We start from the raw sequence: 23,876 nt of genomic DNA on the forward strand, positions 1-23,876 counted from the left end.
CTTTTGACGGGTATCCGAGTACCGGCTACGCATGCCCGCGGTATTCACGACGCCGCCGCCGCTCGACTCCGGGAGCCGGGTCGCGGTCGTCGCGCCGTCGCGCCCCATCGACGAATCACACTTGGACCGCGCGTGCGCGCGTCTCCGCGACGTGTTCTCGCTCGACCCCGTCGTCTTCGAGTCCGCCCGCCGCGACTGGGAGTGGCTCCGGGACAACCCGGCGGCGCGCGCGGAGGACGTGATGGAGGCCTTCGAGGACCCGTCGATACGCGGCGTCATCGCCGTCACCGGCGGCGACGACCAGCTTCGAATCCTCCCGCACCTCGACCCGGCGCGGCTGACCGCGTCGCCGACGCGCTTCTTCGGCTTCAGCGACAACGACAATCTCCGGCTGTTCCTCTGGACCCACGGCGTCGTGAGCTACGGCGCGACGCTCCACCCCACGCTCACCGTCGACCCCGAGCTACACCCGTACGTCGAGCGATACCTCCGCCGGGCGTTCTTCGAGCGCTCCATCGGCGTCGTCGAACCCGCGCCGGAGTGGACCGACGACTGGTTCGACTTCGACACCGAAGACCCGCGCGAGTGGCACGACAACCCGGGTCGGACGTGGCGGGGCGACGAACGCGTGACCGGGCGACTCTGGGGTGGCAACTTCAGCGTCCTGAAGTGGCATCTCCAGACCGACCGCTACCTCCCAGACCCCGAGGAACTCGACGGGGCGGTGCTCGCGCTCGAAACCTCGGAGGACGTGCCGCTCCCCCGGGAGGTCCGGTACACCCTGCGGTCGATGGGCGAACGCGGCCTGTTAGAGCGGTTCGACGGGCTCGTGATGGGTCGGCCGCGGACGTACTCGCCCGGACTTGAGTGGGAACCGCCGGCCGACTACGGCGCGCAACTCCGCGCGGAGGTGCTGTCGGTCCTCGACGCGTACAACCCCGACGCGACGGCGGTGTTCGACGTGGAGTTCGGCCACGCCGACCCGACGGTTCCGCTTCCGCTCGGCGCGAAGGCGACCCTCGACCCGACGGTGGAGCGACTTCGAGTCGACTGAAAAGCGGGCGCTCGGCCCGCACGCTACATGTACGGTTCGGGGTCGAGGTCGCGCTGGGCGCGGTACTGGTCGACGAACTCGCTCACGTCGAACTGGAGCATCTTCGACTCGAACTCAGAGACGACTTCGTCGTCGTCGGCGTGGCTGACGGCGTGTTCCATGAGTTCCACGACGAGTTCGACGATTATCTCGTGGAGCCGTCGAGAGTCGAAGTCGGTCACCCAGACGATGCCCGCGCCGAGTTCGCCGTCCTCGGACACGTCTTCGGAGACGACGGCCTCGGGGAACTCCTCGAGGACGATGCCCATGAGGTGGGCCGTCCCGAACTCGGGCATGTCGTCGCTCGTGGTCTCGATGGTCTCCTGGAGAATTTCGACGAGGAACTCCGGGAGAAATCGGTCGGGCGGGTGGACGTCCATGACGACGGCGTGGCTGTCCCCGCACGGACAGTCGAACTCCCGTTTGCCCAAGTCGAGTTCCCGGACGCGCTTCGTCTCGCCGCAGGGGAGGTCCAAGACGGCCCCGCGGCCGCCGGGAACGCTCGGTTCAGACATACCCGTGGGTTGCGGTTCTCTCCGTTTAAACGTCGCGTTCTTCGGAATCGTCGCGAGAGAAAAACGAGACGCCGACCGTCAGTTGCGGTCGGTCAGTCCGTCGTACTGTCGCAAAAAACGGCGGTGACCCGGGCCGAAACGCCCGGCGGCGTCCCCTCAGCGGCGGCCCGAGACGTAGACGATGGGGCCGACAATGAGGAGCGCAATCCCGAGGAACAGGTAGTGAGCCTTGCCCAGCGACACCGGGGTCAGAAGGAAGATGAGCCCGAACACCGTGGTGTTGATACCGAGGATCTGCCGGGACTTCAGCGGCAGCGTTCCAACCGTCGACAGGATGAACACGAGCAACAGCGCCTGCCCGATGTTGTAGTCGAGCAGGAAGGTGTCTACGAGCTGAAGGGGAAGCATTCTTGTTTTCTCGGTCGGTTCGAATCGACTATCAAAGTTCCGTTATTCTCGTTGGAAACCGGCGGTCGGACCCCCCGATATTGGGGCGACCGGGCTGCCGGGGCGATTCCCCCGGGGTCTGCACCGCTGTCGGCACGGAGCGGCGTCCGGTGGTCGGCGCGCGCTACTCGGACGGGCCGGTGATGTCGAGCGGCCGAATCCACCCGTACCAGACGACGAAGACCATGCCCGCGTAGCCGAGGACGAACACGACCATTCCGAGGTCGTTGTAGCCCGCCTCGCCGAGGAAGCGGCGTGCCACGCCCGGGAGGACGATGCCGAGCGTCACGACGGCCGCGAGGAGGAGGTTCCCCCGCGATACCAACGACTGCTTCGTCTCGCTCATGTGCAGGGCTCGGGACCGAGACGACGTGAATCGCACGGTTCGGGAAGCGGCCCACGACGGAAGCTTTCGTCGCGCCATCGGTCTCCGCCGTCGGTGTTATCGTATCGTAATCGACCGCCTGCGAGCCCGCGTACCGAAAACATATACCGTCCCCCGACGCACCGCGGGCATGCACCTCCGTTCCCTCCCCGAGGAGCACCGCGAGACCTACCGCGAGTTCCTCAACTACGCCTTCCGCCCCGAGAACGGCCCCGATTGGTCGGACGAGCGACTTCCCGACCCGGAGAGCTACCACCCACGAGGGTTCTACGACGCGCCGCCCGACACGCCCGTCGAAGACCTCGACGCGGCCGACCTGCGGACGGTGTGTGCCTTCTACGACTTCACGGCTCGCGTCCGCGGCGAGTGGCACCCGCTGCCCGGTATCTCGGCGGTCGCGTCGCCGCCGCCGGCGCGCCGGCGGGGCCACGTCGGCGCGATGCTCGACGACCTCCTCGCGGAGTTCCGCGACACCGGTCGGTCCCTCTCGGCGCTCTGGCCGTTCGAGTACGCCTTCTACCGCCGGTTCGGCTGGGCGACGGCGAACAACTACGCGAAGACGACGGTGCCGCCGGACGAACTCGCGGCGGTCGCCGCCGACCCGGCCGGGGAGTTCGTCCGCCTCGACGCCGACGACTGGGCGCGAGTCGAGGACGTGTACGCGGCCGCGGCGACCGAAGACCTCGCAGTGGACCGAAGCGAGGGCTGGATTCGCCACCGGCTGTTCCGCGGTTGGGACGGCGACCCGTTCGCCTACGGCTGGGAACGGGACGGCGACCTCCGCGGCTACGTCGTCTACGACGTGAGCGGCGACCGGGAGTCGCGGACGCTGTCCGTGGGCGAACTCGTCGCCGTCGACGCCGAGGCCCGCGCACAGCTGTTTCGGTTCCTGCGGGACCACGACTCGCAGGTCGACGAGGTCGTTCTCTCGTCGGAACGCGAATCGACCCGGCTCATCGACGGCCTGACCGACCCGCGGGCGGCGACAGTCGAAATCAAGCCCGGCCCGATGGTCCGCATCGTGGACGTACCGGCCGCCCTCGAAGCCGTCTCGTTCCCCGGTGACGCCGCCTGCGACCTCGTCCTCGCGGTCCGCGACGACCGCTGCGACTGGAACGAGGGGTCGTTCCGGGTCGCCGTCGGCGACGGCGCGGCGAGCGTCGAATCAGTCGGTGGCGACGCCGACCCGGACGCGACCGTCGAAATCGGGGCGCTCTCGCAACTCCTCGTCGGCGCGCGGAGCGTCGAGGCACTCGCCCGCACCGACCGCCTCTCGGTCGCCGGGGAGGAGACGGCCGGTGCCCTCGCCTCGGTGTTCACGGAGCGGGACCCGTACCTGCGCGAGGGGTTCTGAGCGAGCGGGTCGAGCCGAAATCAGCCGACGCAGCCAGTCGGGTCGGTTTTTTCCCACCGGCCGCCGAAGTGCGGGCGTGGCATCAGTTCCGGTTCTCGTCGCGTTCACAGCCGCCGGCGCGATTCTCGCGTGGAAGGGCGGCGGCATGCTCGTGCAGGCCTCGGACCGTTTGGGCGCGTACTACGGGCTCCCCGCCATCGTGCAGGGAGCCATCATCGCCGCCGTGGGGTCGAGTTTTCCCGAGCTATCGAGCATCGTCATCGCCACGGTCCGGTACCAGTCGTTCGACATCGGCGTCGGCGCGGTCGTCGGGTCGGCCGTCTACAACATCCTTATCATCCCGTCCGTGTCGGCGATGGTCGGCAAGGGCGGACGGCTCGCTTCGAACCGCGACCTCGTCTACAAGGAAGCGCAGTTCTACCTGCTTTCTATCGCCGTTCTCGTGCTCACCTTCTCGCTCGCGGTCATCTACCGACCCGTCACCGACACCGCGAGCCTCGACGGGTTCGTGAGTCCCGCGCTCGCGCTCATCCCGCTCGCGCTGTACGGCCTGTACCTGTTCATGCAGTACCACGACACGCTGGAGCACCGCGCCGGACTCACCGCCGTCGTCAACGACGTGAACCCGAGACGCGAGTGGGTCGCCCTCGTGGCGTCGCTCGCGGTCATCCTCCTCGGGGCCGAACTACTCGTCCGCGCGGCCGTCGGCCTCGGCGACGTCTTCGGCACGTCGCCGTTCCTCTGGGGGCTGACGGTCGTCGCCGCCGGCACGAGCCTCCCCGACACGTTCGTCAGCGTCTCGGCCGCCCGGCAGGGCAACGCGCCGATGAGCCTCGCCAACGTCTTCGGGAGCAACGTGTTCGCGCTCCTCGTCGCGCTCCCGGTCGGCATCCTCGTCGCAGGGGGCGCGGTCATCGCCTTCGAGGAGGTCGTTCCGATGATGAGCTTCCTCACGGGCGCGTCGGTCGTCTTCTTCGCCGTCCTCCGGACCGAGATGGCGCTGACGCGCGGCGAGTCGTACCTCCTCCTCGGAACCTACGCGCTGTTCATCGCGTGGCTGGTCGCAGAAAGCCTCGGCGTGACGAGGTTCCTCGCCTGAGAGGTCGCCCGGCGGCGAGCGGGGTCGCTGCGGCCGCCTCTCTCAGTCCGGCGGTTCGACCCAGACCGGACCCACCCACGCGGTCCCGGGAAACTCGCAGTCCCGCGGGACCTGGGTGACTCGGAGATAGTACGCGTCGGCCGCCGAGCGCCGGTCGTCGTCCCAGACCGTCCCCTCGACCGGGTCGCCGTCGGTCCACGAGACAGACGTCGTGTACGCCGAAAGCGGCGCGTCGGGGTCCGAGGTAATCGCCTGTGACCGCCACGTCTCGCCGTTTTTGACGATTTCGACGCGTTCGAGCGGGGCGGTCCCCGCGACCTCGACTTCGACCTCGCGGGGTTCGTCGCGGGTGTCGAGGCGGAGCGAACTGTCGTTCTCGCCGGGTTCGACGCCGCCGACTGAGAGGGACGCGAGGATGCGGTGCGGCTGGGTCGTCCCGTAGACGCGGCGACTCCGGAGGCTCTCGAACACCGCCTCGCGGGTGAGTTCGGGCGCTCGGAACGCCGAGAGACCGCCTGGATAGCTCCGCTCGTTCCAGACGCGCCAGATGCTCGACCAGCCGACGCCGTCTTCGACCCACTCGCGAACGGAGGGGAGGTGCGGGTCGGCGTGGATGAGCGAGTGGCCGGGGTGCGGGCCGTGGTAGTCTGCGCCCGCGACGAGGCCGACCCGGTAGCCCATCGACAGCGCGTCGCGGACGAAGTGGCCCGGCTCGTCGGTCTCGCCGCGACCCATCGCCAGTGGAAACGGGTTCCCCTCGTCGCCCGGCAGTTCGCCGGACCCCCACTGCGAGTACACCTCGACGAGCGGCGCGAGTTCGTCGTCGTACTCGACAGCCGAGAAGTCGAAGGGATACATGCGCTCCGTCGGGTGGTGCGGAATCGTCACGACCCGCGAGTCGCGGGTCGACTCGAACTCGCGGAGGCGGCTCCAAAGCTTCTCGTAGGTGTCCGTCGTCCCGCCGCGGGAGTCGAGAAGGACGGCGTCGTCGGCGTCCTCGAAGTAGACGTTGACGTGGCCGCCGCAGTTGGGTTGTTTCGTCCACTCGTAGCCGACGAGCGTCACGAACTCGTCGGGGTCGTAGAACCGGTCGGCGACGCGGCGCGACCGGTCGAAGTACCACCCGTGCATGAGGGCGCGCTGGAGCGACGGCGGGATGAAAAACCCCATCGTGTCGTGGTCGGTGTAGGCGACGACGTCGAGGGCCATCGCGTCGCGCCCGAACCGATACCCCTTCTTCAGGCTCCCCGTCCCGTCCGAGAGCCGCGAGTGCAGGTGAATATCGCCCCAGTAGACGCGCTCGTCGGGGGAGTCGGTGGAGACGGAAACAGGGTTCGAGACGTACCGCTCATCGAACCCGGGGCGCGAGAAGGTCAGGTAGTGGACGCCGGGTGTCTCGAAGGAGACGGCGTCGGCGAGTCTGACGTAGCCCTCGTCGTCGCCGGCGAGGGAGACGCGGTCTGGATACGTCGCAGTATCGTCGGTCGCAGACACCCGCAGGTCGCCGTCGTACGCGCCGTGAAGCCGTTCGTACTCGTCCCACACCTGTACCGTGAGGTCGAGGGACTCGCCGACCGCGACGGTCGATGGCAGGACCGCGTGGACGCGGTCGAGCGACCCGGTTCGACTGCGCAACAGGTCGCGGACTGACGGCCGCCGCTCGGCGAAGACGCGCACCGTCTCCGCGAACTTCCCGAGGGTTCCGGTGGGTTCGGCGTCGAACACGCGAGAGACTACGGACGCGTCGCTAAAGAAGGACGAGGCCGACGGGCGCGACGGCGAACCCGCTCGCGGGTACTATCGCTCAGAAAACGGAAAACGGACTCGCCGCAAACAGGGCAAGTTGCGGCGAGCGGGGTTGATGATGACCGCACGCGCGGTCAGGGGTCGAAGGTGGTCCGAATCCTGTCAGTCGCCGGGCGTGTTACCGCGCTGGTACCGTCCGACCATCTTCCACATCGCCGCGTCGAGGTCCTCGCCGTCGGCGGCGGACTCAATCTGGCGGTACAGGTGTTCGGAGACGTCGATGGTTGGCATCACCAACACGTATGGCGTGTACGGGTTTAATACTACTGGGATACAGAACTGAGTAAATTTGTTCGGATGGGTCGCTCGTCGGACCACGAAATCGAGAGACAGCGCAGTCCCTCGAACGAACGAGACGGTGATAGTCGAGAGAAACTCGGATTCGAAGACCTGACGGAAGTTCGAGTAGTCGGCTACTGCCGCGCCTGGCGGAGCGACGCGCCGTCGAAGCGCTTCAACGCGAGCTCGCCCGCCTCCAGCGGGTCGACGGGCGTGTCGTGTTCGTCGTCCATGTGTTCCATCACGAGAACGCCGACGCCCTCGCGGGAGTCGGCCGTGGAGGTGTGGCCGCACCCGTACAGACAGGTGAGTTCGTATTCCATGTTATTCGGTACCACAATCTATTGCGTGATATAGCTTTCTCAGAATTCGTCCGTTCGACCAGCTATGTGCTGATAAATGCGGACAAATCTGTGTGAATTGGTGCATATTTGTGAGAGATGCTCGGGGATTTGAGTCAGACATTAGTAGTTCTCTGTGTCGGGACAGTCGTGCTCGGTCGGGGCGGTCGAGTGTTCGCCGCTGATTCGTCCCGACGACACGAACGATAGACCGAGCGTTCTCTCGGTCGGTAGTATCCGCAGAAGTTGGGTGGCCGGGGAGTTTGAGCCCCTAACTCGCATCGGCAACGAATCGTTGCCAACGGGAGTGGGCCAACGCGGATTTGAACCGCGGGCCTCCCGGTTATCAGCCGAGCGCTCAACCTGACTGAGCTATTGGCCCAGGTAAGCGCATTCACTCGTTGTGCGCTGTTGATTTTAAGACTTTCTTTTCGGAGGCGCGTTGGTGCGTGTTAGTGAATGTCGGCGTCGTCGGTCGATTACACCGCTTCAGACGCTGGGCGTGAAGTCGAATATCGGAAGGCTTCGCGCGGCTACGCGCCGGAAACCCGAACAAGAGAGACGACGCGGGACCGGAGGAAGACGCGCTACTTGGAGTCGTTGCCGTCGCCGTCGAAGCGGTACGAGTCGGGGTCGGCGTCGTAGACGCCGTCACCGCCGCTACTGTTGCCGCTTCCGCCGGAACCGCTCCCGCCGCTCGGGCCGGGCGATCCACCGGGACCGCCGGGTCCGAAGTCGCCCTGCGGGAAGCCGGTCGTCCAGACGTTGCCGGTGACGAAGCCGTCGGCGCGCTTGTCGAGGTACGGCTTGACGACGAAGCGCTTGAGCACCTCGCGGATGGGGTACCGGGTCACCGGGATGGCGAGCAGGAAGCCGATGGTGTCGGTGACGAGCCCCGGCGTGAGGAGGAACGCGCCCGCGGCGATGAGGAGGCCGCCGTCCATGACCTCGTTCGTCGGGAGGTCGCCCCCGGCGAACTTCGACTGGAGGCTTCTGAGGGTGTGTCGCCCCTCGGCGCGGACGATGAGCATCCCGACGAGCCCGGTCAGGACGACGAGCGCGACCGTCGGCACGAGGTTGATGTACTGCGCGACGACCACGAGTAGCAACGCGTCGGAGAGGGGGATGAGGAGCAAGAGCGCCATCAGCGTGCGCGTTCGCATGGGCGACACTACCGGGCCGCGGCCCATAGCCCTTTTGTCCCGCCCGCGACGCGCCGGTCTCCCGAACCCGTCCGCGGCGACCGTCGAGGATGCGCGCGACCCGCCGACTGCGACCGGCCGCGCCACGAGGGCTCGAAGCGCTTACCCGCGTCCACCGCGGATGGGTGGACATGACCGACGAGACGCGCGTCGAATGGCGAGAGTGGGGCCCCGACGCGTTCGCCGAGGCGCGAGCGGCGGACAAGCCCGTCCTGCTTTCGCTGTCGGCGACGTGGTGCGAGGACTGTCACGAGATGGACGCCGAGACGTACGCTGAGCCGCGCATCGCCGCGAACCTCAACGACGGCTTCGTCCCGATTCGGGTGAACGTGGACCGCCAGCCGCGCATCCGCGAGCGGTACAACATGGGCGGCTTCCCCTCGACCGTCTTCCTCGCGCCCGACGGCCACCCCATCACGGGCGCGACGTTCATCGGCCCCGACGGCATGCGGCAGGTCGTCGACCGCGTGCGCGAGGTGTGGGAGAAGAAGGGCGCGGACGCCGGACGGCTCCCGCGGGCGCTCAGGGGCGACCTCCCCCCCGCGGGCGAGGTCTCGCCTCGAATCGAGTCGCACCTCGCCGGCCAGTTGGAAGTCGCCTTCGACGAGGCCCACGGCGGGTGGGGCGACGCCGCGAAGTTCCCGCTCCCGCGGACCGTCGGGTTCGCGCTGAAGCGCGACCGAAGCCGGGCGCTCCGGTCGCTCGACGCGATTCGCGACGGCCTATTCGACCCCGTCGAAGGCGGCTTCTTCCGCTACGCCGACGACGCCGCGTGGTCGAAGCCGAACCGCGAGAAGACGCTCGAATCGAACGCCGCGCTCCTGCGGGCGTTCGCCAACGGCTACCGCTACACCGGCGAGGACGCCTACCTCGACCCGGCCGCGGGGACCGCCGAGTTCCTCGTCGACTCGCTGTGGACGGGGACCGGCTTCGCGGGGAGCATGGGTCCCGCCGCGGGGACGGACTACTACCTCCTCGGAAAGGAGGGCCGCGACAACGCGCCCGGCCCGCGGACCGACCTCACCGTCTACGCCGGCGGCAACGCCCTCGCCGCGGACGCGCTGTTGGTGCTGGCTGGCCTCACCGACGACGAGCGGGCCCGCGAGTTCGGCTCCCGCGCGCTCGACAGACTCGCCGAGGACCTCGTCGACGACGGCGTCGTGACTCACTTCCGGTCCGGCGGCGACGCGGGCGAGAAGCTCCTGCTCGAAGACCAGGCGCGCGTGGTCGCCGCGGCCTGCCGCGCCCGACAGGTGCTCGGCGACGAGTCGGTCGCGGGCGACCCGCTCCTCGCGTTCGCCGCCGATGCCGCCGACGCCGCCATCGACGAACTGTTCGACGAGGGCTCGTTCCTCGACGGTCCCGCGAGCGGCGAGGCGCTCCTGTCGTCGCCGCTCCGCCCGCTCGACGGGAACGTGGAGATGGCGAACGCGCTGCTCGACCTCGCGGCGCTCACGGGAGACGAACGCTACCGCGAGGTGGCACAGGAGACCATCGGCGCGTTCGCGGGCGCGTGGGACCGTATCGGCGTACAAATCGCCGCCTACGGGACCGCGGCGGCGCGTCTGCTCCGCGACCCGCTCGTCGTGGAACTCAACGACGGCGCCGGTTCCGACCTCCACCGGGCGGCGCTCCGCGTCGCCGACCACGAGGCGCTCGTGGTTCCCGAGGCCGACGCCGACGGCCTCGCCGACGGGACCGCGCGCGTCAGCGCCGGCGAGACGACGGTGGAGGCAACCACTCCCGAGGAGTTGATGCAGGCGGTGTCCTCAGTCACGCCCGACGCCTGACCGCAACCGACGGCAACCGCGAGCGGGTGTAAACATCCGGTTTGTTTATCAGGGAGAAACGAGACGGACGGTGCATGACCAGTCTGCGAGACCTCGGGTTGTCCGAGTACGAGGCCCGAGCCTACCGCGCGCTTCTGCGGACGGGCGCGACGACGGCCAAGGAGCTATCGCGCGCCAGCGACGTCCCCATGGGCCGCGTCTACGACGTGCTGAACAGTCTCGAACAGTATCACCTCATCCGGAGTCAGGCGGCCAGCCGGCCGAAGAAGTACGTCGCCGTCGAGCCCGACACGGCGCTCGACCGCCTGCTCGAATCGAAGCGTCAGGAGCTGGCCGAGAAGGCCGAGCAGTACGAGAACGTCGTCGCCGAGCTGACTGACGAACTCGACGCCGCGGAGCCCGTCCACGACCAGTTCTGGACGGCCGCGGTCGGCGCGGACGAGACCATCGACCTGCTCGTCGAGCGACTCGCGGCGGCCGACCACTCGCTCGTGATGGTCGCCGGAACGCCCTCGCCGCAGTTCGACCTCGACGCCGTCGGCGACCTCGTCGTCGACGAACTGGAGGCCGCGCTCGACCGCGGCGTGGAGGTCTCGATGCTCATGTCGCCGGACCTCGTCGACAGCCTGCCCGAGAGCGTCGGCCAGAGCTACATGAACCGGCTGTCGAGCGCGCAGAACTTCCACGTGCGAACTGCCGAGAACGTCACGGGCGTGTTCAATCTCATCGACGACGTGGAGGTCTGCATCGAGGTCCCGAACCCCCTCGACCCCGGGCAGGCGTTCGCCATGATAGACCTGAAAGACCCCGAGTTCGCCGCCGACCTCCGAGAGACGTTCGACCCGCGCTGGGAGGAAGCGGCACCGCTCCCACTGTAGGGATTCGGAGAGAGAAAGCGGTTGTGTCCGGGTGCGGAGACCGTTCAGGCGTCGAGTTCGTCGCGGAGCTGTCCCAGCGTCACCTCGCGCTCGGCGTGCGCGTTGTGCTGGTGAATCGACTCGTCGTTCGACTGTTTCATGTGGACCACCGCGTCGTCGCCGAGGTGGTCGAGTGCGTCGACGGACATCTCGGCCATCGAGCGGACGCAGTCCTCGACGAACTTCGCGTTCGCGTGGGCGTGGTAGGTCATGTGGTCCTCGTCGGGGCGCTTGGCGAGGTTGTAGATGCGCGCCGACATCGAGTCGCGGGCGATGTCGATGAGGTCCATGAGGTCGACCTCGGGCGAGCCCTGCGTCTCGACGGTGAGCGTGGCGTGGCCGCGCTGGGAGTGGCCCGGCTGGGGGACCTTGTCGAGGAACTCCTCGATGGTGTCGTCGTCGACCGAGAGGTCCTGCAACACGTCGCGGGCGCGGGAGGCGGACATGCCCTGCGAGCAGGGACAGACGGTCATGCCGACCACTTCCGCACCGATTTCCTCGCGGGTGCCCTCCTCGGTCGCGGTGGCGCTGGCGATGATCTGTGCGGTGCTCTGGGTGGAGAGTCCGCTGGCGGGGGTGTCCTCGCGGACGACGAGTTCGGCGGTCATGCTGACCTCGGCGGTCGTCGTGTACTCGTGCTTCGCGAGGAGGCGCTCGGCGGCGTCGCCGCACATGTCTTCGACGCGGTAGGCCGGCTCGGAGACGGCGGCTTCGAGGACCTCGTCGATGACCTGCATATTTCGGCTCATGTCGATGCCCTTGCGGCCGCCGGGGAGGTCGACGAAGACCTCGAACTCAGCCATCAAGACGAGGGGTCGCTTCCCGTCGCGGGCGATCTTGACGAGCTTCTCGACGCCTGTGACGCCGACCTGGCTCAGCCCGACGGTCACGTCCGGCTGGGAGGCCTGTACGTCAGGCAACTGGTGACTCATCGAAGAATAAAAAGTGCCGTTGCTGATTAGTGCTTTCGATAGGGGAACAGAATCGCGGGCGAACGCCCCGCTGTGCTCCGACTACGGCCAGTCGTCGCGCCCCTCGTCCTCGAAGGGGTCCGCGGGGGCGTCGTCGTCGCCGGCGAGCACCCACTCGGCGGCCTCGGCGGCGTCCTCGACGGGGAGGTACTCCCAGCCGGTCTCCTCGGCCACCGCGCGGTCCTCGTCGGACGTGCCGACGAAGACGTGCCGGTCGGTGTCGAACTGGCGCATCACGTTTTCGAGGCTCTCTTTGACGCCGCGCGGTCCGGAGAAGAAGTCCTGCCGGATGCGCTCTTTTCGGGTGAAGTTCGTCACGACGTACGTCGGCTTCTCGCTCACCACGCCGATGTACTTCGTCCACGTCCGGGCGTCCGAAAACGCCGCGTTCGGGTCGCCGAGCTGCTTGAGCGCGGAGAGTTCGAACGCGAGCGTCATCGTTCCTTGGCCGCCACCTGTTGCCATACCCGGCGATAGGCGGCGACGCGTGGAAAACGACTTCGGTCCCGGCCGTCCGCGAGCGGGAGGCCGTCGGCTCGGGGGCGACCGAGTCGGGCGGAGAACGCGAGCGACGGGACGGGCGCAGCGAGATTACTGAACGCGGACGTAGTCGGTGAACACCACGATGTCGCCCCGCGAGAGCCGCGAGGTGGTCGTGTCGATGTCGAGCCGGCCGGCGGGACTGGCGCTCGCGAGCGCGTGCTGGGTCCGCTCGCTCAACTCGTCGAAGTGATGGACCCGAGCGCCCGGCGGCACGTCGGTAACGGGTGCGACGGTCGGCGGCGCGGTGACTGCTGGGGAAGACGGCGACTGTCCGTCTTTTGATGACATGTGGTAACACACACCATGGGTGGGGATAAATGTTTGGCCGGCGAGACGACTGGCGGGGCGCGTAACGACGGGCGAAAGAGAGCCAAGAACGAGGGGGCGGGGCGCGTAACGACGGGCGAAAGAGAGCCAAGAACGAGGGGGCGAACCGCGAACGCAGGCGAGCGCCCGGCGGGCCGAAGCCGCGCCGGGCGGCCGCGCGCAGACGCGGCTGGCCGGGTGAAAACAGCGGGAGCGGGTCCCGAGTTACTGTTCGGCCGCCGCGCCTTCGAGGTCGTCGAGCTGGAAGTCCTGCTTCACGAGGATTTCCTTCTGCCCGCTGACGTCGACCTGCTCGCGCATGAGCTTCTTGTACTTCGTCTGCGGCGAGAGGTCGCCGATGAGGACGCCGCCGACGATTTTGCCGTCCTTGATGGCGAGACGCCGCCACTCGGTGTCGGAGTACTTGGCCTCGACGTGGTCGTCGCCGAGCGTCGGGTGGCCGAACGAGAGGAACGGGAAGTCGAAGTGGGTGATGGAGTACGACGAGACCCAGCGGAACTCCTCGGAGCCGTAATCGACCATGTTCTTGGCCGCGATGGTGCCCTGCTCTTTGGCGGAGCCCCACGCGCCGTTCTGGGCGCGGTCGCCGAGGATGAGGTCGTGGAACTCGGTGATGTCACCGGCCGCGAAGATGTCATCGTGGTTCGTCCGCATGAACTCGTCCGTGTAGATGCCGTTGTCGTACTCGATGTCGGTGCCACCGAGAATCTCCGTGTTGAAGTTCAGGCCGATGGCGATGCCGACGAAGTCGGCGTCGTAGCGGTCGCCGTTGGGGTCGACGGCGGTCGTGACGCGGTCGTCGTCGTCGACCTCGAAGTGGTCGACGCCGGAGTCGAAGACGGGTTCGACGTTGCGCTCGCGGAGCGCCTCGTGGATGATTTCCGCGCCTTCCTCGGAGAGCGCGTAGCGCCACCACGCCTTGCCGCGCATGAGGTACTTGCCCTCGACCTCCTGGGCGGCGGTGATGGCCGCGAGGTCGATGCCGAGCAGGCCCGCGCCGATGACGACGGAGTTGTCCGCGCCCTCGATGTGCTCTTTGATGTCGCGGGCGTCTTGGAACGTCCAGAAGTGGTGGATACCCTCCGCGTCGGAGTTCTCGACGGGGAGCTGGGTCGGCGTGCCACCGATGGCGAGAAGCAGTTTGTCGTAGTCGTACTCGGTGCCGTCGTGGGCGGTGACGGTGTGGCCCTCGGGGTCGATGTCCGTGACGAGCGTGTTGAGTTCGAGGTCCACGTCGCGGTCGTCGTACCACGACTCGTCGTGGATGGAGATGGGTGCCTCGGGCAGTTTGCCCTTGGCGAATTCCTTGATGAGAATGCGGTTGTACAGCGGTTCGCCCTCGTCCGTGATGATGGTGATGTCGGCGTCGGGTTCCTCTTCGCGGAGTGTCTCAGCCGCTGAGGCCCCGGCGATACCGTCGCCGACGATCACGTACGATTGGCTCATGACCCGACGTTTGTATTCGGGGTTAATGTGGATTGCTATCTCCCTCATGATTGTTTTGCAGCCGGAAATCGGGACGAGATGGGGAGACGGGAGCCGAATCGCGGCTGTTACTGCGTCTCACCGAACCGCTCGGTGAAGTCGCCGTCGGCGGCGGCCGGGCACTCCGAGGGTGCCGACTCCGCGTCGTCGTCGCCGCGAGCGAACGCGGCGCGAACAAAGCCGCGGACGCGGGCGGGAACGCCGCTGGTGGCGGCGATGCGGACGACTCCACGAACGCCAGCGACGCCGGCGGCGAAACCGAGCGGCCAGCCCAAGAACAGCACCACGAGACCGAGACCGGGCGCGAGCGGGGCGACGAGCGTCGCGACCGCGGTGGCCGCGACGACGCCGAGGACCGCCGCGACCGCGACGAGCGCCGTCTCTGAGAGCGTTCTGAACCGGATCGGGACTATCTCTCGTACGTCGCCGCGGCCGAAGTGGATATCGTCAAACATGGTCGTTCTCCTCGTTTGGAGAGACGACCGCCGACACCAAAAGGGTAATCTGAATTACATTTCTGTAAGCGGGCTTACCGTAGCGCGCTTATGCAATCTTCTCGACAGCTTCGACCGCAGAGTCGACGACCGAGAGTTCGTCGTCGAGGTCGACGACGAGCGCCTCGTCTCCGTGTTCGATGCGGACGCGGACGCGCCACGGGTCCTCCGAGACGACGGTGAGTGCCTCGTCGCCGACGACCCACGGGAACCGCCAGAAGGGAGTTCCGCACACGTCCTGTCCCCGCGAGGAAAGGAAGCCGAGGACGGTCGACTCGTCGAGCAGGACCAGCCCGACGGGCGAGACGGCCTCGTAGGCGCACTGGCCGCAGCGGTGGGTCACGACCACGTCGAGGTCGAACGGGTCGGCGTCGCGGGACAGCGAGGTGCTCGTCGTCCCGCCGCACTCGGGGCAGACGCCGTCGGCGGCGAGGCAGTGGAGGTGTCGCACGCGCTGGTCGAACGCCGATAGGAGCGCCTCCGTGGTGCGCCCTTCGAGGCCGCCGGGTGGGAACTCCTCGTGGGCGTGGGTCCGCGCGCAGTCGGCGCAGGAGATTGTGAGTTTCTCGTCGCCGTAGTCGGCTTCGAGCGGGCCGTCGCAGGCGACACAGGAGCCGGGTGCCGAAAAGGCGGGGAGGACGGGGTCCTCGTTGAACGTCCCCGCGAGCACGGCGCGGACGACCTTCTCGCCGGCGTGGCGGAAGTCGTAGCCGTCGTCGGTCTTGCGGACGAACTGGCCGCGGAGCTTTCCGAGGTGGTAGTTGAATCGCGCGCTGTCGTCGACGCCGACCCGTCGGCGGAGTTCGGAGAAGGGAACGGGTCGGTCGGGTGACTCCCAGAGCGCTTCGAGGATGGTGAGTCGGGTCTCGTCGGCGACGATGCCGAACGCTTCGGCCGGCGAGATGCAGTCGTCGCACTCGAGGACCGAGTCCTCGCGGACGGATGCGGAGTCGCTCATACCCCTCACATGCGGGCGAACCGCATTAAATCACCTCGTAAAATTTCGTTCGGGAACTCGCGGGTCGCGTCGCCCGCGTGAGTCAGGCGGGGTCGCGTCCGTCTCGCGCGGGACGCCCGCGAAGCGCCCCCGGAGACGTGGTCTTTACGTGTATCCGACCCGAAGCGGACGACGGAATGAAGATTCGCCAGAACATCCGCCACTTCGCGACGAAGAAGGCCCTCACCATGCCGGTCATCGGCGACATCGCCACCGAGAAGATGGTCGACCTCCACGTCCGTATCTTCGGCGAGCGCGCGGACTCCGACCGCAGAGTGGAGCGAGAGGCCCACATGGCGGCGTTCTTCGAGTGCACCTTCGACACCTATCTCGCGGCGCTCGACGCCGGCTTCCCCGAGGCCGAGGCCCGCGAGATAACCCACGTCCAGGCCAACTTCGACTTCTACAACCACGGCTGGACGGAGATGATGGAGATTCCGGTCGACGAAATCGAAGCCCACTACGAACGCTACGAGGAGTTCTTCGAGCGCCACGGCATCGACATCGCGAACCCCCTCGGCGACTTCCGCACCATCGACATCCCGGACGCGCCCGCGACGCTCGGCAAGCTCGACGACCCGAACCACCCCCACGCGGAGGGCGGCTTCGCCGACGACGTGTACGTCGAGGACGACTCGGGCGAAGTCGAGGTCGGCGGGGCCGACGAACCCGAGGACGTGGACGTGTCGGCCGCGCCGGGGATGCAGGACGTCGACGGCACCGACGAGAAGACCGCTTAAGAGACGTCGCGCGGAGTCGGGTCGGTTCTAATCGTCGGACGGCACGCGGGGGCCGACGTCGACGACGCTGTGTTTCCACGTCCCGCGGGTGAACCACGCGAACGCGAGCAGCGCCACCCCGACGTTCGAGAAGGCGATGCCGTACCAGACGCCGGTCGGGCCCATAGAGAAGAACTCCACGAGCACGAACGCCGCCGGGATGCGCAGCACCCACAGCGAGATGAGCGAGAACACCATCGCCGTCCGGGTGGACCCGCTCCCGCGGAACCCGCCGTTGACGACGTTGAACGCCCCGAGGAACAGGAACGTCGGGCCGATGATGCGCAGGTAGTCCACGCCGATGGCGATGACCGCCTCCTCGCCGGGGATGAACACCGCAACGATGGGTTCGGCGAACAGGTAGGCGGCGGCGGAGACGAACACCAGCGCGGTGACGATGATGCCGACGCCCCAGAACACCGCGCGCTCGGCGCGCTCGGCCTGGTCAGCGCCGAGGTTCTGGCCGACGACGGTCGAGGTACCCTGCGCGAGGCCGATGGCCGGCAGGAACACGAGGGAGTTGAGGCGGTTGCCGATACCGAACGCGGCGACCGCGGTCTCGGTGCTGGCCCCGCCGGCGTTGACGGCGGCGTAGGCGACGAGCGCCGTGAGGGCGGTCACGCCGAGCGCGCGGGTCGACTGTTCGATGCTCGACGGCGCGCCGATGCGGACGATGCGCTCGACCATCTCGCGCTCCGGAATCAGGTCGCGCGGCGAGAGGCTGATACCGACCCGCCCAGAGAGCAGGAGCCAGAAGCCGACGAGCGCGCCGACGCCGCGTGAGAACACCGTGGCGATGGCCGCACCCTGCACGCCGAAGCCGGTGAATCCGGTCGCGGCGAAAAGCGACTGTCCGAGGCCTTCGAGACCGACGAGGCCGAATATCGGGTTCGCGTTGAACCCGAGGATGAGGAACGGGTCGAGGAAGACGTTGATGACGACGCCGAGGCCCATCAGGTACATCGGCGTCTTGGTGTCGCCCCACCCGCGGAGCAGCGCCTGGAAGATGAAGAAGCCGAACATGAACGCGACGCCGAGGAAGATGGTGCGCGTGTAGTCGACCGCCAACTGGTGGACTTCGGTGCCGGGCGTCGTCCCGATGAGCGGGAGCAGTATCGGCGTCAACAGATAGCCGATGACCGCGAACCCGGCCGAAAGCAGGATGACGAACCCGAGGGTCTGCCCGGCGGCGTGGTCGACCTCGTCGTGGTTACCCGCGCCCTTGTTCTGGGCGACGAGGACCGTCCCGGCGACGGTGAACCCGCCGCCGAACGAGATCATGAGGAAGACGAGCGGCCACGAAAAGGACAGCGCCGAGACGGCCTCGGAGCCAACGCGGCCGACCCAGAAGGTGTCGGCGAGGTTGTACGCCACCTGCATAATCTGCGAGAAGACGAGCGGCAGCGACAGCACCAACATCGGCTTGACGAGGTCGCCGTCGACGAGGTTGACGTCCTTCGCCTTCGCGCTCATTCGTCACCTTCCTCGCGCACGAGGTTCTCGACGACGAACTCGTCGAGCGCGGCGCGGACTTCGGTGGGCGCGTCGAAGGCGGACTGGCTCGCCGTCTCGGTTCCCGAGGGGTCGGTCACGGCGACGCGCTGGAGGCGCGCGCCGTCGAGCGCCGCGAAGAGGAGCGACGCGGTTCGGTCCGCGTCGACCTCGCGGAAGTGGCCTTCCTCGACGCCCTCGCGGATGATGTCGGCGAGGCGGCGGCGGATAATCGCCTCGTTGCGGGCGACCTGCTCGCGGTAGGCCTCGACGTAGGGGGCCTGCGTCCGCAGTTCGTTGAGGGCGAGCCCGAAGCGGTCGTAGTCGCCGTCGTCGTCGCCGTCGGGGACCATCTTATCCAGGAGGACCCGGAGGCGGGTCTCGGGGGCGTCGCCCTCGGTCGCGGCGACCCGCTCCTCGAAGCGGTCGAACAGGTAGCCGAGGAACGCGACGAGCAGCTCCTGTTTGGTCCCGTAGTGGTAGTGGAGGAGGGACTTGCTTTTTCCGGCCTCGTCGGCGATTCGTTGCATCGTCAGGTCCGCGTAGCCGTGGGCGCACAGCGCCCGGTAGGTCGCGGCCATCAGTTCTTCGTGGACCTCGTCGGGGACCGACTGGTCCGGCGTTTCGTCTGCACTCACTAACTGACTAGTCAGTCAGCTACTTAAAAAGAAGTTACGAACGAGAAACAAGTTGCCGGTAAGTGTGCGACGGCGCGCCACGAGAGAAATCGGCACGCTGTGGGGCGGCATCCCGCGGGAAGGTCGGAAAACTCCGAGAGCGTCGGCGTTACGGTCGCGCTACAGGCGACGGTCGATACGGTCTGCGACCTCGTAGCCGGCGACGATACCGCCGTTGAGCGACCGCTCTGGGTACTGCGCTTCCGACGCCATCCCCGCGTAGTAGACCCCCTCGGCGACCTCCTCGCCGAGGTCGTACGGCACCACGAGGTCGAGGTAGCCCCGCTCGTACACCGGTCCTGCCCGCGGGTTGCGAGCAATGCGGAACTCCTCGACCGCCGACCGGTCGAAGTCGGGGAACATGTCTTCTATCTCGTCGAACCACGCGTCTTCGACCTCCTCGTCGCTCATCTGCCAGAGCGCTTCGTGCGGCCCCTGCACGTAGCTCGCGACGTACAGCAGGTGGTCGCCGCCGTAGCGCTCTTTCGGCACGAAGTTCGTGTGCTCGATGAGCGACCCGAACGGCGCGTCGTGGGCGATGTTGAGCCAGTAGGTGTCCATCAGCGACTCCGACATGGTCGCCAGTCCGCAGACCGCCCCTTGGAAGTCGATGTCGCAGGGGAAGCCCGTGAGGTCTTCGAGCACGTTCGGCATCGTCGCCACGACGACCGACTCGACCTCGTGGGTCTCGGTCCCGTCGTCGGTGTCGACGGTCAGCGTCGAGACCGCCTCGCCGTCGGTGTCGAGTTCCGTCACGCGCGCGCCGGTCTCGATGTGCTCGCGGCCGACCGCAGAGACGAGCGCGTCGATGAAGGGCGCGAAGCCGCCGTCGAAGTAGCCGAGTTTCTCCCCGCGCAGCAGGTCGCGCTCGCCGCGGAAGCGGACGCGCCCGAGGAACCACGACGCCGACACGTCGTGTTTGCGCTCGCCGAACTTGCCGTCGAGAAGCGGGTCGACGAAGTTGTCGTAGACGCCGCGGGTCGTGTGCTCGACGACGAACTCCTCGATGGGGGTGTGTTCGTACTCGGCGAGTTCCTCGTAGGCGTCGAAGTCGGGGACGCCTCCGCGAACGTCGACGCCGAGGGTGAGCATGCCGAGACGGAACTTGTCGTAGAGGCTCATGTGGGGGTAGGCGGCGATTTGCCACGCGGTGTCGAGCGGGTGGACGACGCCATCGACGTAGTAGGCGTTCTTGCCGATGCGCCACTCAAGGTCGTCTTCGAGGCCGAGTTCCCCGGCGAGTTCGACGATGGTCTCTTCGGACTTCGAGAGGTGGTGGTAGAACTTCTCGATGTCGTCGCCGTCCGTCTCGTAGGTTGCGGCGAGGCCGCCGAGAGAGTCGGCCGCCTCGAAGACTCGAACGTCGTGACCCCGGTTCTGGAGTCGGTACGCCGCGGCGAGGCCCGCGATGCCGCCGCCGACGATGCCTATCATGCCCCGACGTTCGGCGTCGGGTGGAAAGTCCTTTCTGATTGGCCGGGTCCGCCGCCGACGGTGGGAGTTTTAACCCCTGTCGACAGAAAGCCGGGCATGCACGGCGCTCCGTACTGGCAAGCGACGCCGTACACGATTCCCATCGGAATCGGCGCGGCCCTCTTCGTCGCGCTCGGCGCGTACCTCTTTCGCCGCCGGACGGAGCGTCGCCTCGTCCCCGGCGCGACCCTCGGTGCCCTCCTGCTGTTCGCGTCCGGGCTCTGGATGGGGACGTACGCGCTCGAACTCTCCCTGACCGACTTCTCGACGAAGGTCCTCTTGAACCAACTCGGCTACTTCGGCATCGCGCCGCTCCCGCTCCTGTGGTTCGCGTACGTGATGCGCCACGCGGGCGTGAAACTGGAGTCCCGAGTCGCGTGGGCGGCGCTCGGGTCCGTGCCAGTCGCCGTCGTCGCGCTCGTGCTGACGAACTCGTGGCACGGCCTCATCTGGACCGACCTTTGGCTCGACGCCGACCACGGCTACGTCGTTCTCGTCAACGAACACGGCGTCGCCTTCGCCGGCTTCATCGTCTACGCCTACGCCCTCATCCTGTTCGGGTGCGCCACCCTCGGCCGGACGCTCCTGCGGTCCGACGGCATCTACCGGAAGCAGACGCTCGCCCTCCTCGGCGGCGGACTGGTCCCGACCGTGGGCGGCGTCGTCTACGTCGCCGGCCTGAGCCCCGTTCCAGGTCTCAACATCCCCGTGCTGGCCTTCTCGGTCACCTCGGGGGCGGTCGCCTGGAGCGTCTTCCGACACCGACTGTTCACGCTCGTCCCCGTCGCGTGGGAGTCGGCCGTCGAGTCGATGCACGACGCCGCGCTCGTCCTCGACGGCGACGGGCGCGTCATCGACGTCAACCCCGCTGGCGAGCAGTTCCTCTCGCTTCCCCTCTCGGACGCCTACGGACGGTCGGTCGTGCGCGTCCTCCCCGCGGAAATCGTCGACGCGCTCGACGGCGTTCCGCAGTCCGACGCGGAGACGGAGACGACGGTCCCGACGGACGACGGCGAGCGCGCCCTCCTCGTAGAGACGACGCCGCTGGGCGACGAGGCGAACATGACGGGGACGCTCGTCCTCCTCCGCGACGTGACAGAACGGGTCGAACGCGAGCGACGGCTCGAACGCCAAAACGAGCGGCTCGACGAGTTCGCGTCGGTCGTCTCTCACGACCTGCGGAATCCGCTCACCGTCGCCCGCGGCTACCTCGAACTCGCAGCCGAGACCGGCGACGAGGAGTACTTCGAGCGAATCGAGGACGCCCACGACCGGATGGAGAACATCATCGAGGACCTGCTCACGCTGGCCCGCGAGGGCGAGACGCTCACCGACGTGACGCCGGTCGCGCTGCGAACGGTCGCACAGGAGGCGTGGGACGGCACGGTCGTCGGCGACGCGGCCCTCGACGTTCGGGCCGACCGGACTATCGCCGCCGACCGGGGACGACTCCGCCAGCTGTTCGAGAACCTGTTTCGGAACGCCGTGGAACACGGTTCCACGGGCAACCAGACTACGTCTGGTGATGCTGTCGAGCACGGGAGCGAAGACGACGACGCGCTCACCGTCGCCGTCGGCGCACTCGACGGCGGCTTCTACGTCGAAGACGACGGGCCGGGCATTCCGGAGTCCGAGCGAGCGGACGTGTTCGAGCGGGGGTACACGACCCACGAGAACGGGACCGGCTTCGGCCTGCCCATCGTCAAGACGATTGCGGACGCCCACGGTTGGTCCGTCAGCCTCGGCGAGTCGGACGCCGGCGGGGCGCGGTTCGAGTTCACCGGCGTCGAGACCGACCCCGAGCCCGCGAACGCGGAGCAGTCGACGAGCGACTGAGCGCGCGACGAGGGGTCGGTTGCGACGTTCGCCACATTTTTATCTGCGATAAGGCAACAGCGGGGCATGGTTACGGTCCGCGCACCCGCCACGAGCGCCAACCTCGGAAGTGGGTTCGATGTCTTCGGCGTGGCTCTCGACCGCCCCGCCGACATCGTTCACGTCGAACGGGCGGACCGGACGACAATCGAAGTGACCGGCGTCGGCAGTCAGTACATCCCGACCGACCCCGACCGGAACGTCGTCGGCGCGGTCGCGGAGGCGCTCGACGCCCCCGCGCACATCCGCATCGACAAGGGCGTCCGCCCGTCGTCCGGACTCGGCTCGTCGGCGGCGAGCTCGGCCGCCGCCGCCGTCGCGCTGAACGAGCTGTACGACCGCGGGCTCTCCCGCGAGGAGCTCGTCCCCGTCGCCGCCGAGGGCGAGGCCGTCGTCTCCGGCGAGGCCCACGCCGACAACGTCGCGCCCGCGCTCCTCGGCGGCTTCACCGTCGCGACCGACGAGGGCGTCACGACCGTCGACGCCGACATCCCGCTCGTCGCCTGCCTCCCCGAAATCGCCGTCTCGACCCGCGACGCCCGACGAGTCGTCCCGAGCGACGCCAGCATCGAGGACATGGTCCACACGGTCGGCCGGGCGGCGACCCTCGCGGTCGGGATGTGCCGCCGCGACCCCGACCTCGTCGGCGCGGGGATGGACGACCGCGTTGTCACGCCCGCGCGAGCAGAACTCATCAACGGCTACCACGGGGTCCGCGAGGCCGCCCTCGACGCGGGCGCGTCCGGCGTCACCGTCTCCGGTGCCGGTCCCTCGGTCCTCGGCGTCTGCCAAGCGGCCGACCGCACCCGCGTCGCCGGCGCGATGCTCGAAGCGTTCGACGAGGCAGACGTGGACGCCCGCGCCTACAAGACACGGGTCGGTCGCGGGGCAGAAGTATTCGAACTCTGAGTGGTACAGAGAGAACCACTCGCACGCACGATTCTCGTCTCTTCCCGCGTCTGAGCTACTGCAACGCGTTGACGCGGTCGTTGGTAACACGATTCCGAGAAGACTTTTCTCACTATCACGATATATTCGACCATGGAACGAGCACTCGTCGTCGTCTCCCCCGAAGAACGGTCGCACCGAATCCTCCGCGAGGCCGGCGAACTGGCCGCCGGCAGCGGTGCGGAACTCGTCGTCCTCACGGTTCTCCCGGACGAGGAGTTCGAACGGACCCGCTCGGCGCTCGCCAGCGTCGGCTCCTCGGACGTCGTCTACGGCATCGACCAGGCCATCGAGTCGGCCACCCGTCGCGCCAAGCGCGTCGCCCGCGAGGCGTTCGAGGGACTGGACCTCGATTATCGCATCGTCGCCGACATCGGCCCCGAGGCCGACACCATCCTCGAAACGGCCCGCTGGGAGGGCTGCGACCACCTCTTCATCTCCGGTCGCCGCCGCTCGCCCGCCGGCAAGCTCATCTCCCGGGACCTGACGCAGTCGGTCATGCTCAACTTCGACGGCCCGGTCACCGTCCTCCTCGGCGAGGAGTCGTCGGACGACGCCAAGGGGAAGTCGGGACTCCTCGCCTGAAGC

General features: G+C 67.9%; 25 protein-coding genes and 1 tRNA gene. 9 read left to right on the forward strand and 17 right to left on the reverse strand.

Annotated features, from left to right (window positions below; genetic code table 11):
• The first annotated feature begins 31 nt into the window (after positions 1–31).
• The gene (locus C457_RS14200) at positions 32–1,054 is read left to right on the forward strand and encodes a S66 family peptidase (RefSeq protein ID WP_008095663.1); all 1,023 of its coding nucleotides are present in this window, start codon (positions 32–34) and stop codon (positions 1,052–1,054) included.
• A 23-nt stretch (positions 1,055–1,077) separates the two neighbouring features.
• Here C457_RS14200 and C457_RS14205 read toward each other — a convergent pair whose 3' ends face one another.
• The 3 genes from C457_RS14205 to C457_RS14215 all read right to left on the reverse strand — a co-directional run bounded on the left by C457_RS14205 (position 1,078) and on the right by C457_RS14215 (position 2,401).
• On the reverse strand, positions 1,078–1,608 hold the full coding sequence (locus C457_RS14205; RefSeq protein ID WP_008095664.1) for a DUF5815 family protein: 531 nt from the start codon (positions 1,606–1,608) through the stop codon (positions 1,078–1,080).
• 156 nt (positions 1,609–1,764) lie between these two features.
• Positions 1,765–2,016, reverse strand: coding sequence for a hypothetical protein (locus C457_RS14210; protein WP_008095666.1), 252 nt, complete (start codon positions 2,014–2,016; stop codon positions 1,765–1,767).
• Between the two features lie 163 nt (positions 2,017–2,179).
• The gene (locus tag C457_RS14215; RefSeq protein WP_008095667.1) at positions 2,180–2,401 is read right to left on the reverse strand and encodes a hypothetical protein; all 222 of its coding nucleotides are present in this window, start codon (positions 2,399–2,401) and stop codon (positions 2,180–2,182) included.
• 169 nt (positions 2,402–2,570) lie between these two features.
• Here C457_RS14215 and C457_RS14220 point away from each other — a divergent pair, with 169 nt between their 5' ends.
• Both C457_RS14220 and C457_RS14225 read left to right on the forward strand, forming a co-directional pair.
• The gene (locus tag C457_RS14220; protein ID WP_008095670.1) at positions 2,571–3,794 is read left to right on the forward strand and encodes a GNAT family N-acetyltransferase; all 1,224 of its coding nucleotides are present in this window, start codon (positions 2,571–2,573) and stop codon (positions 3,792–3,794) included.
• A gap of 76 nt (positions 3,795–3,870) precedes the next feature.
• Positions 3,871–4,893 carry a sodium:calcium antiporter gene (locus tag C457_RS14225; RefSeq protein WP_008095672.1) on the forward strand — a complete coding sequence of 341 codons (1,023 nt, stop codon included), beginning with the start codon at positions 3,871–3,873 and terminating at the stop codon, positions 4,891–4,893.
• Positions 4,894–4,935: 42 nt separating this feature from the next.
• Here the strand turns inward: C457_RS14225 and C457_RS14230 are convergent, their stop codons facing one another.
• From C457_RS14230 to C457_RS14245, 5 genes are all read right to left on the reverse strand, one after another.
• Positions 4,936–6,618 (reverse strand): DUF3604 domain-containing protein, encoded by a 1,683-nt coding sequence (locus C457_RS14230; RefSeq protein ID WP_008095674.1) that lies wholly within the window; start codon positions 6,616–6,618, stop codon positions 4,936–4,938.
• A gap of 183 nt (positions 6,619–6,801) precedes the next feature.
• Positions 6,802–6,930: a hypothetical protein gene (locus C457_RS21065; protein WP_004042243.1), complete on the reverse strand. Its 129-nt coding sequence runs from the start codon at positions 6,928–6,930 to the stop codon at positions 6,802–6,804.
• A gap of 182 nt (positions 6,931–7,112) precedes the next feature.
• Positions 7,113–7,301, reverse strand: a complete 189-nt coding sequence (locus C457_RS14235) for a hypothetical protein (RefSeq protein ID WP_004975400.1) — start codon at positions 7,299–7,301, stop codon at positions 7,113–7,115.
• A 326-nt stretch (positions 7,302–7,627) separates the two neighbouring features.
• Positions 7,628–7,701, reverse strand: a tRNA-Ile gene (locus tag C457_RS14240).
• 205 nt (positions 7,702–7,906) lie between these two features.
• Entirely contained in the window at positions 7,907–8,482 is a 576-nt protein-coding gene (locus tag C457_RS14245) for an FxsA family protein (protein WP_008095681.1), read from the reverse strand.
• Positions 8,483–8,652: 170 nt separating this feature from the next.
• On the opposite strand from C457_RS14245, the gene C457_RS14250 reads away from it, so the two are divergent.
• Complete coding sequence (locus C457_RS14250; protein ID WP_008095682.1) at positions 8,653–10,311, forward strand: DUF255 domain-containing protein; 1,659 nt, start codon at positions 8,653–8,655, stop codon at positions 10,309–10,311.
• Positions 10,312–10,385: 74 nt separating this feature from the next.
• Positions 10,386–11,189, forward strand: a complete 804-nt coding sequence (locus C457_RS14255) for a TrmB family transcriptional regulator (RefSeq protein WP_008095684.1) — start codon at positions 10,386–10,388, stop codon at positions 11,187–11,189.
• Between the two features lie 44 nt (positions 11,190–11,233).
• Here the strand turns inward: C457_RS14255 and mptA are convergent, their stop codons facing one another.
• From mptA to C457_RS14285, 6 genes are all read right to left on the reverse strand, one after another.
• Positions 11,234–12,160, reverse strand: a complete 927-nt coding sequence (gene mptA / locus C457_RS14260) for a GTP cyclohydrolase MptA (RefSeq protein WP_008095685.1) — start codon at positions 12,158–12,160, stop codon at positions 11,234–11,236.
• An 81-nt stretch (positions 12,161–12,241) separates the two neighbouring features.
• On the reverse strand, positions 12,242–12,637 hold the full coding sequence (locus tag C457_RS14265) for a DUF7124 domain-containing protein (RefSeq protein ID WP_004975410.1): 396 nt from the start codon (positions 12,635–12,637) through the stop codon (positions 12,242–12,244).
• A gap of 153 nt (positions 12,638–12,790) precedes the next feature.
• On the reverse strand, positions 12,791–13,030 hold the full coding sequence (locus C457_RS20445) for a hypothetical protein (protein WP_013035539.1): 240 nt from the start codon (positions 13,028–13,030) through the stop codon (positions 12,791–12,793).
• Positions 13,031–13,273: 243 nt separating this feature from the next.
• Positions 13,274–14,515 (reverse strand): NAD(P)/FAD-dependent oxidoreductase, encoded by a 1,242-nt coding sequence (locus C457_RS14275; protein ID WP_008095689.1) that lies wholly within the window; start codon positions 14,513–14,515, stop codon positions 13,274–13,276.
• A 107-nt stretch (positions 14,516–14,622) separates the two neighbouring features.
• Positions 14,623–15,009 (reverse strand): hypothetical protein, encoded by a 387-nt coding sequence (locus C457_RS14280; protein WP_008095691.1) that lies wholly within the window; start codon positions 15,007–15,009, stop codon positions 14,623–14,625.
• A gap of 88 nt (positions 15,010–15,097) precedes the next feature.
• Positions 15,098–16,006, reverse strand: a complete 909-nt coding sequence (locus C457_RS14285) for a winged helix-turn-helix domain-containing protein (RefSeq protein ID WP_008095694.1) — start codon at positions 16,004–16,006, stop codon at positions 15,098–15,100.
• Between the two features lie 137 nt (positions 16,007–16,143).
• Between C457_RS14285 and C457_RS14290 the strand changes: the two genes are divergently transcribed.
• Complete coding sequence (locus tag C457_RS14290; protein ID WP_008095696.1) at positions 16,144–16,785, forward strand: DUF6149 family protein; 642 nt, start codon at positions 16,144–16,146, stop codon at positions 16,783–16,785.
• Between the two features lie 27 nt (positions 16,786–16,812).
• On the opposite strand, the gene C457_RS14295 is transcribed toward C457_RS14290, so the two are convergent.
• The 3 genes from C457_RS14295 to C457_RS14305 all read right to left on the reverse strand — a co-directional run bounded on the left by C457_RS14295 (position 16,813) and on the right by C457_RS14305 (position 20,426).
• A complete protein-coding gene (locus tag C457_RS14295; protein ID WP_008095697.1) occupies positions 16,813–18,297 on the reverse strand; it encodes an MATE family efflux transporter in 1,485 nt (494 codons plus the stop codon).
• The gene (locus C457_RS14300; protein WP_004975423.1) at positions 18,294–18,953 is read right to left on the reverse strand and encodes a TetR/AcrR family transcriptional regulator; all 660 of its coding nucleotides are present in this window, start codon (positions 18,951–18,953) and stop codon (positions 18,294–18,296) included. The genes C457_RS14295 and C457_RS14300 overlap by 4 nt, the downstream gene beginning before the upstream one ends.
• Positions 18,954–19,112: 159 nt before the next feature.
• A complete protein-coding gene (locus C457_RS14305; protein WP_008095698.1) occupies positions 19,113–20,426 on the reverse strand; it encodes an NAD(P)/FAD-dependent oxidoreductase in 1,314 nt (437 codons plus the stop codon).
• Between the two features lie 96 nt (positions 20,427–20,522).
• On the opposite strand from C457_RS14305, the gene C457_RS14310 reads away from it, so the two are divergent.
• From C457_RS14310 to C457_RS14320, 3 genes are all read left to right on the forward strand, one after another.
• Positions 20,523–22,301: a histidine kinase N-terminal 7TM domain-containing protein gene (locus tag C457_RS14310; protein ID WP_008095699.1), complete on the forward strand. Its 1,779-nt coding sequence runs from the start codon at positions 20,523–20,525 to the stop codon at positions 22,299–22,301.
• Between the two features lie 66 nt (positions 22,302–22,367).
• The gene (locus C457_RS14315; protein WP_008095700.1) at positions 22,368–23,249 is read left to right on the forward strand and encodes a homoserine kinase; all 882 of its coding nucleotides are present in this window, start codon (positions 22,368–22,370) and stop codon (positions 23,247–23,249) included.
• Between the two features lie 132 nt (positions 23,250–23,381).
• Positions 23,382–23,873, forward strand: coding sequence for a universal stress protein (locus C457_RS14320; RefSeq protein ID WP_008095701.1), 492 nt, complete (start codon positions 23,382–23,384; stop codon positions 23,871–23,873).
• Positions 23,874–23,876: the final 3 nt, after the last annotated feature.

This window comes from Haloferax prahovense DSM 18310, assembly GCF_000336815.1.
GTDB lineage: Archaea > Halobacteriota > Halobacteria > Halobacteriales > Haloferacaceae > Haloferax > Haloferax prahovense.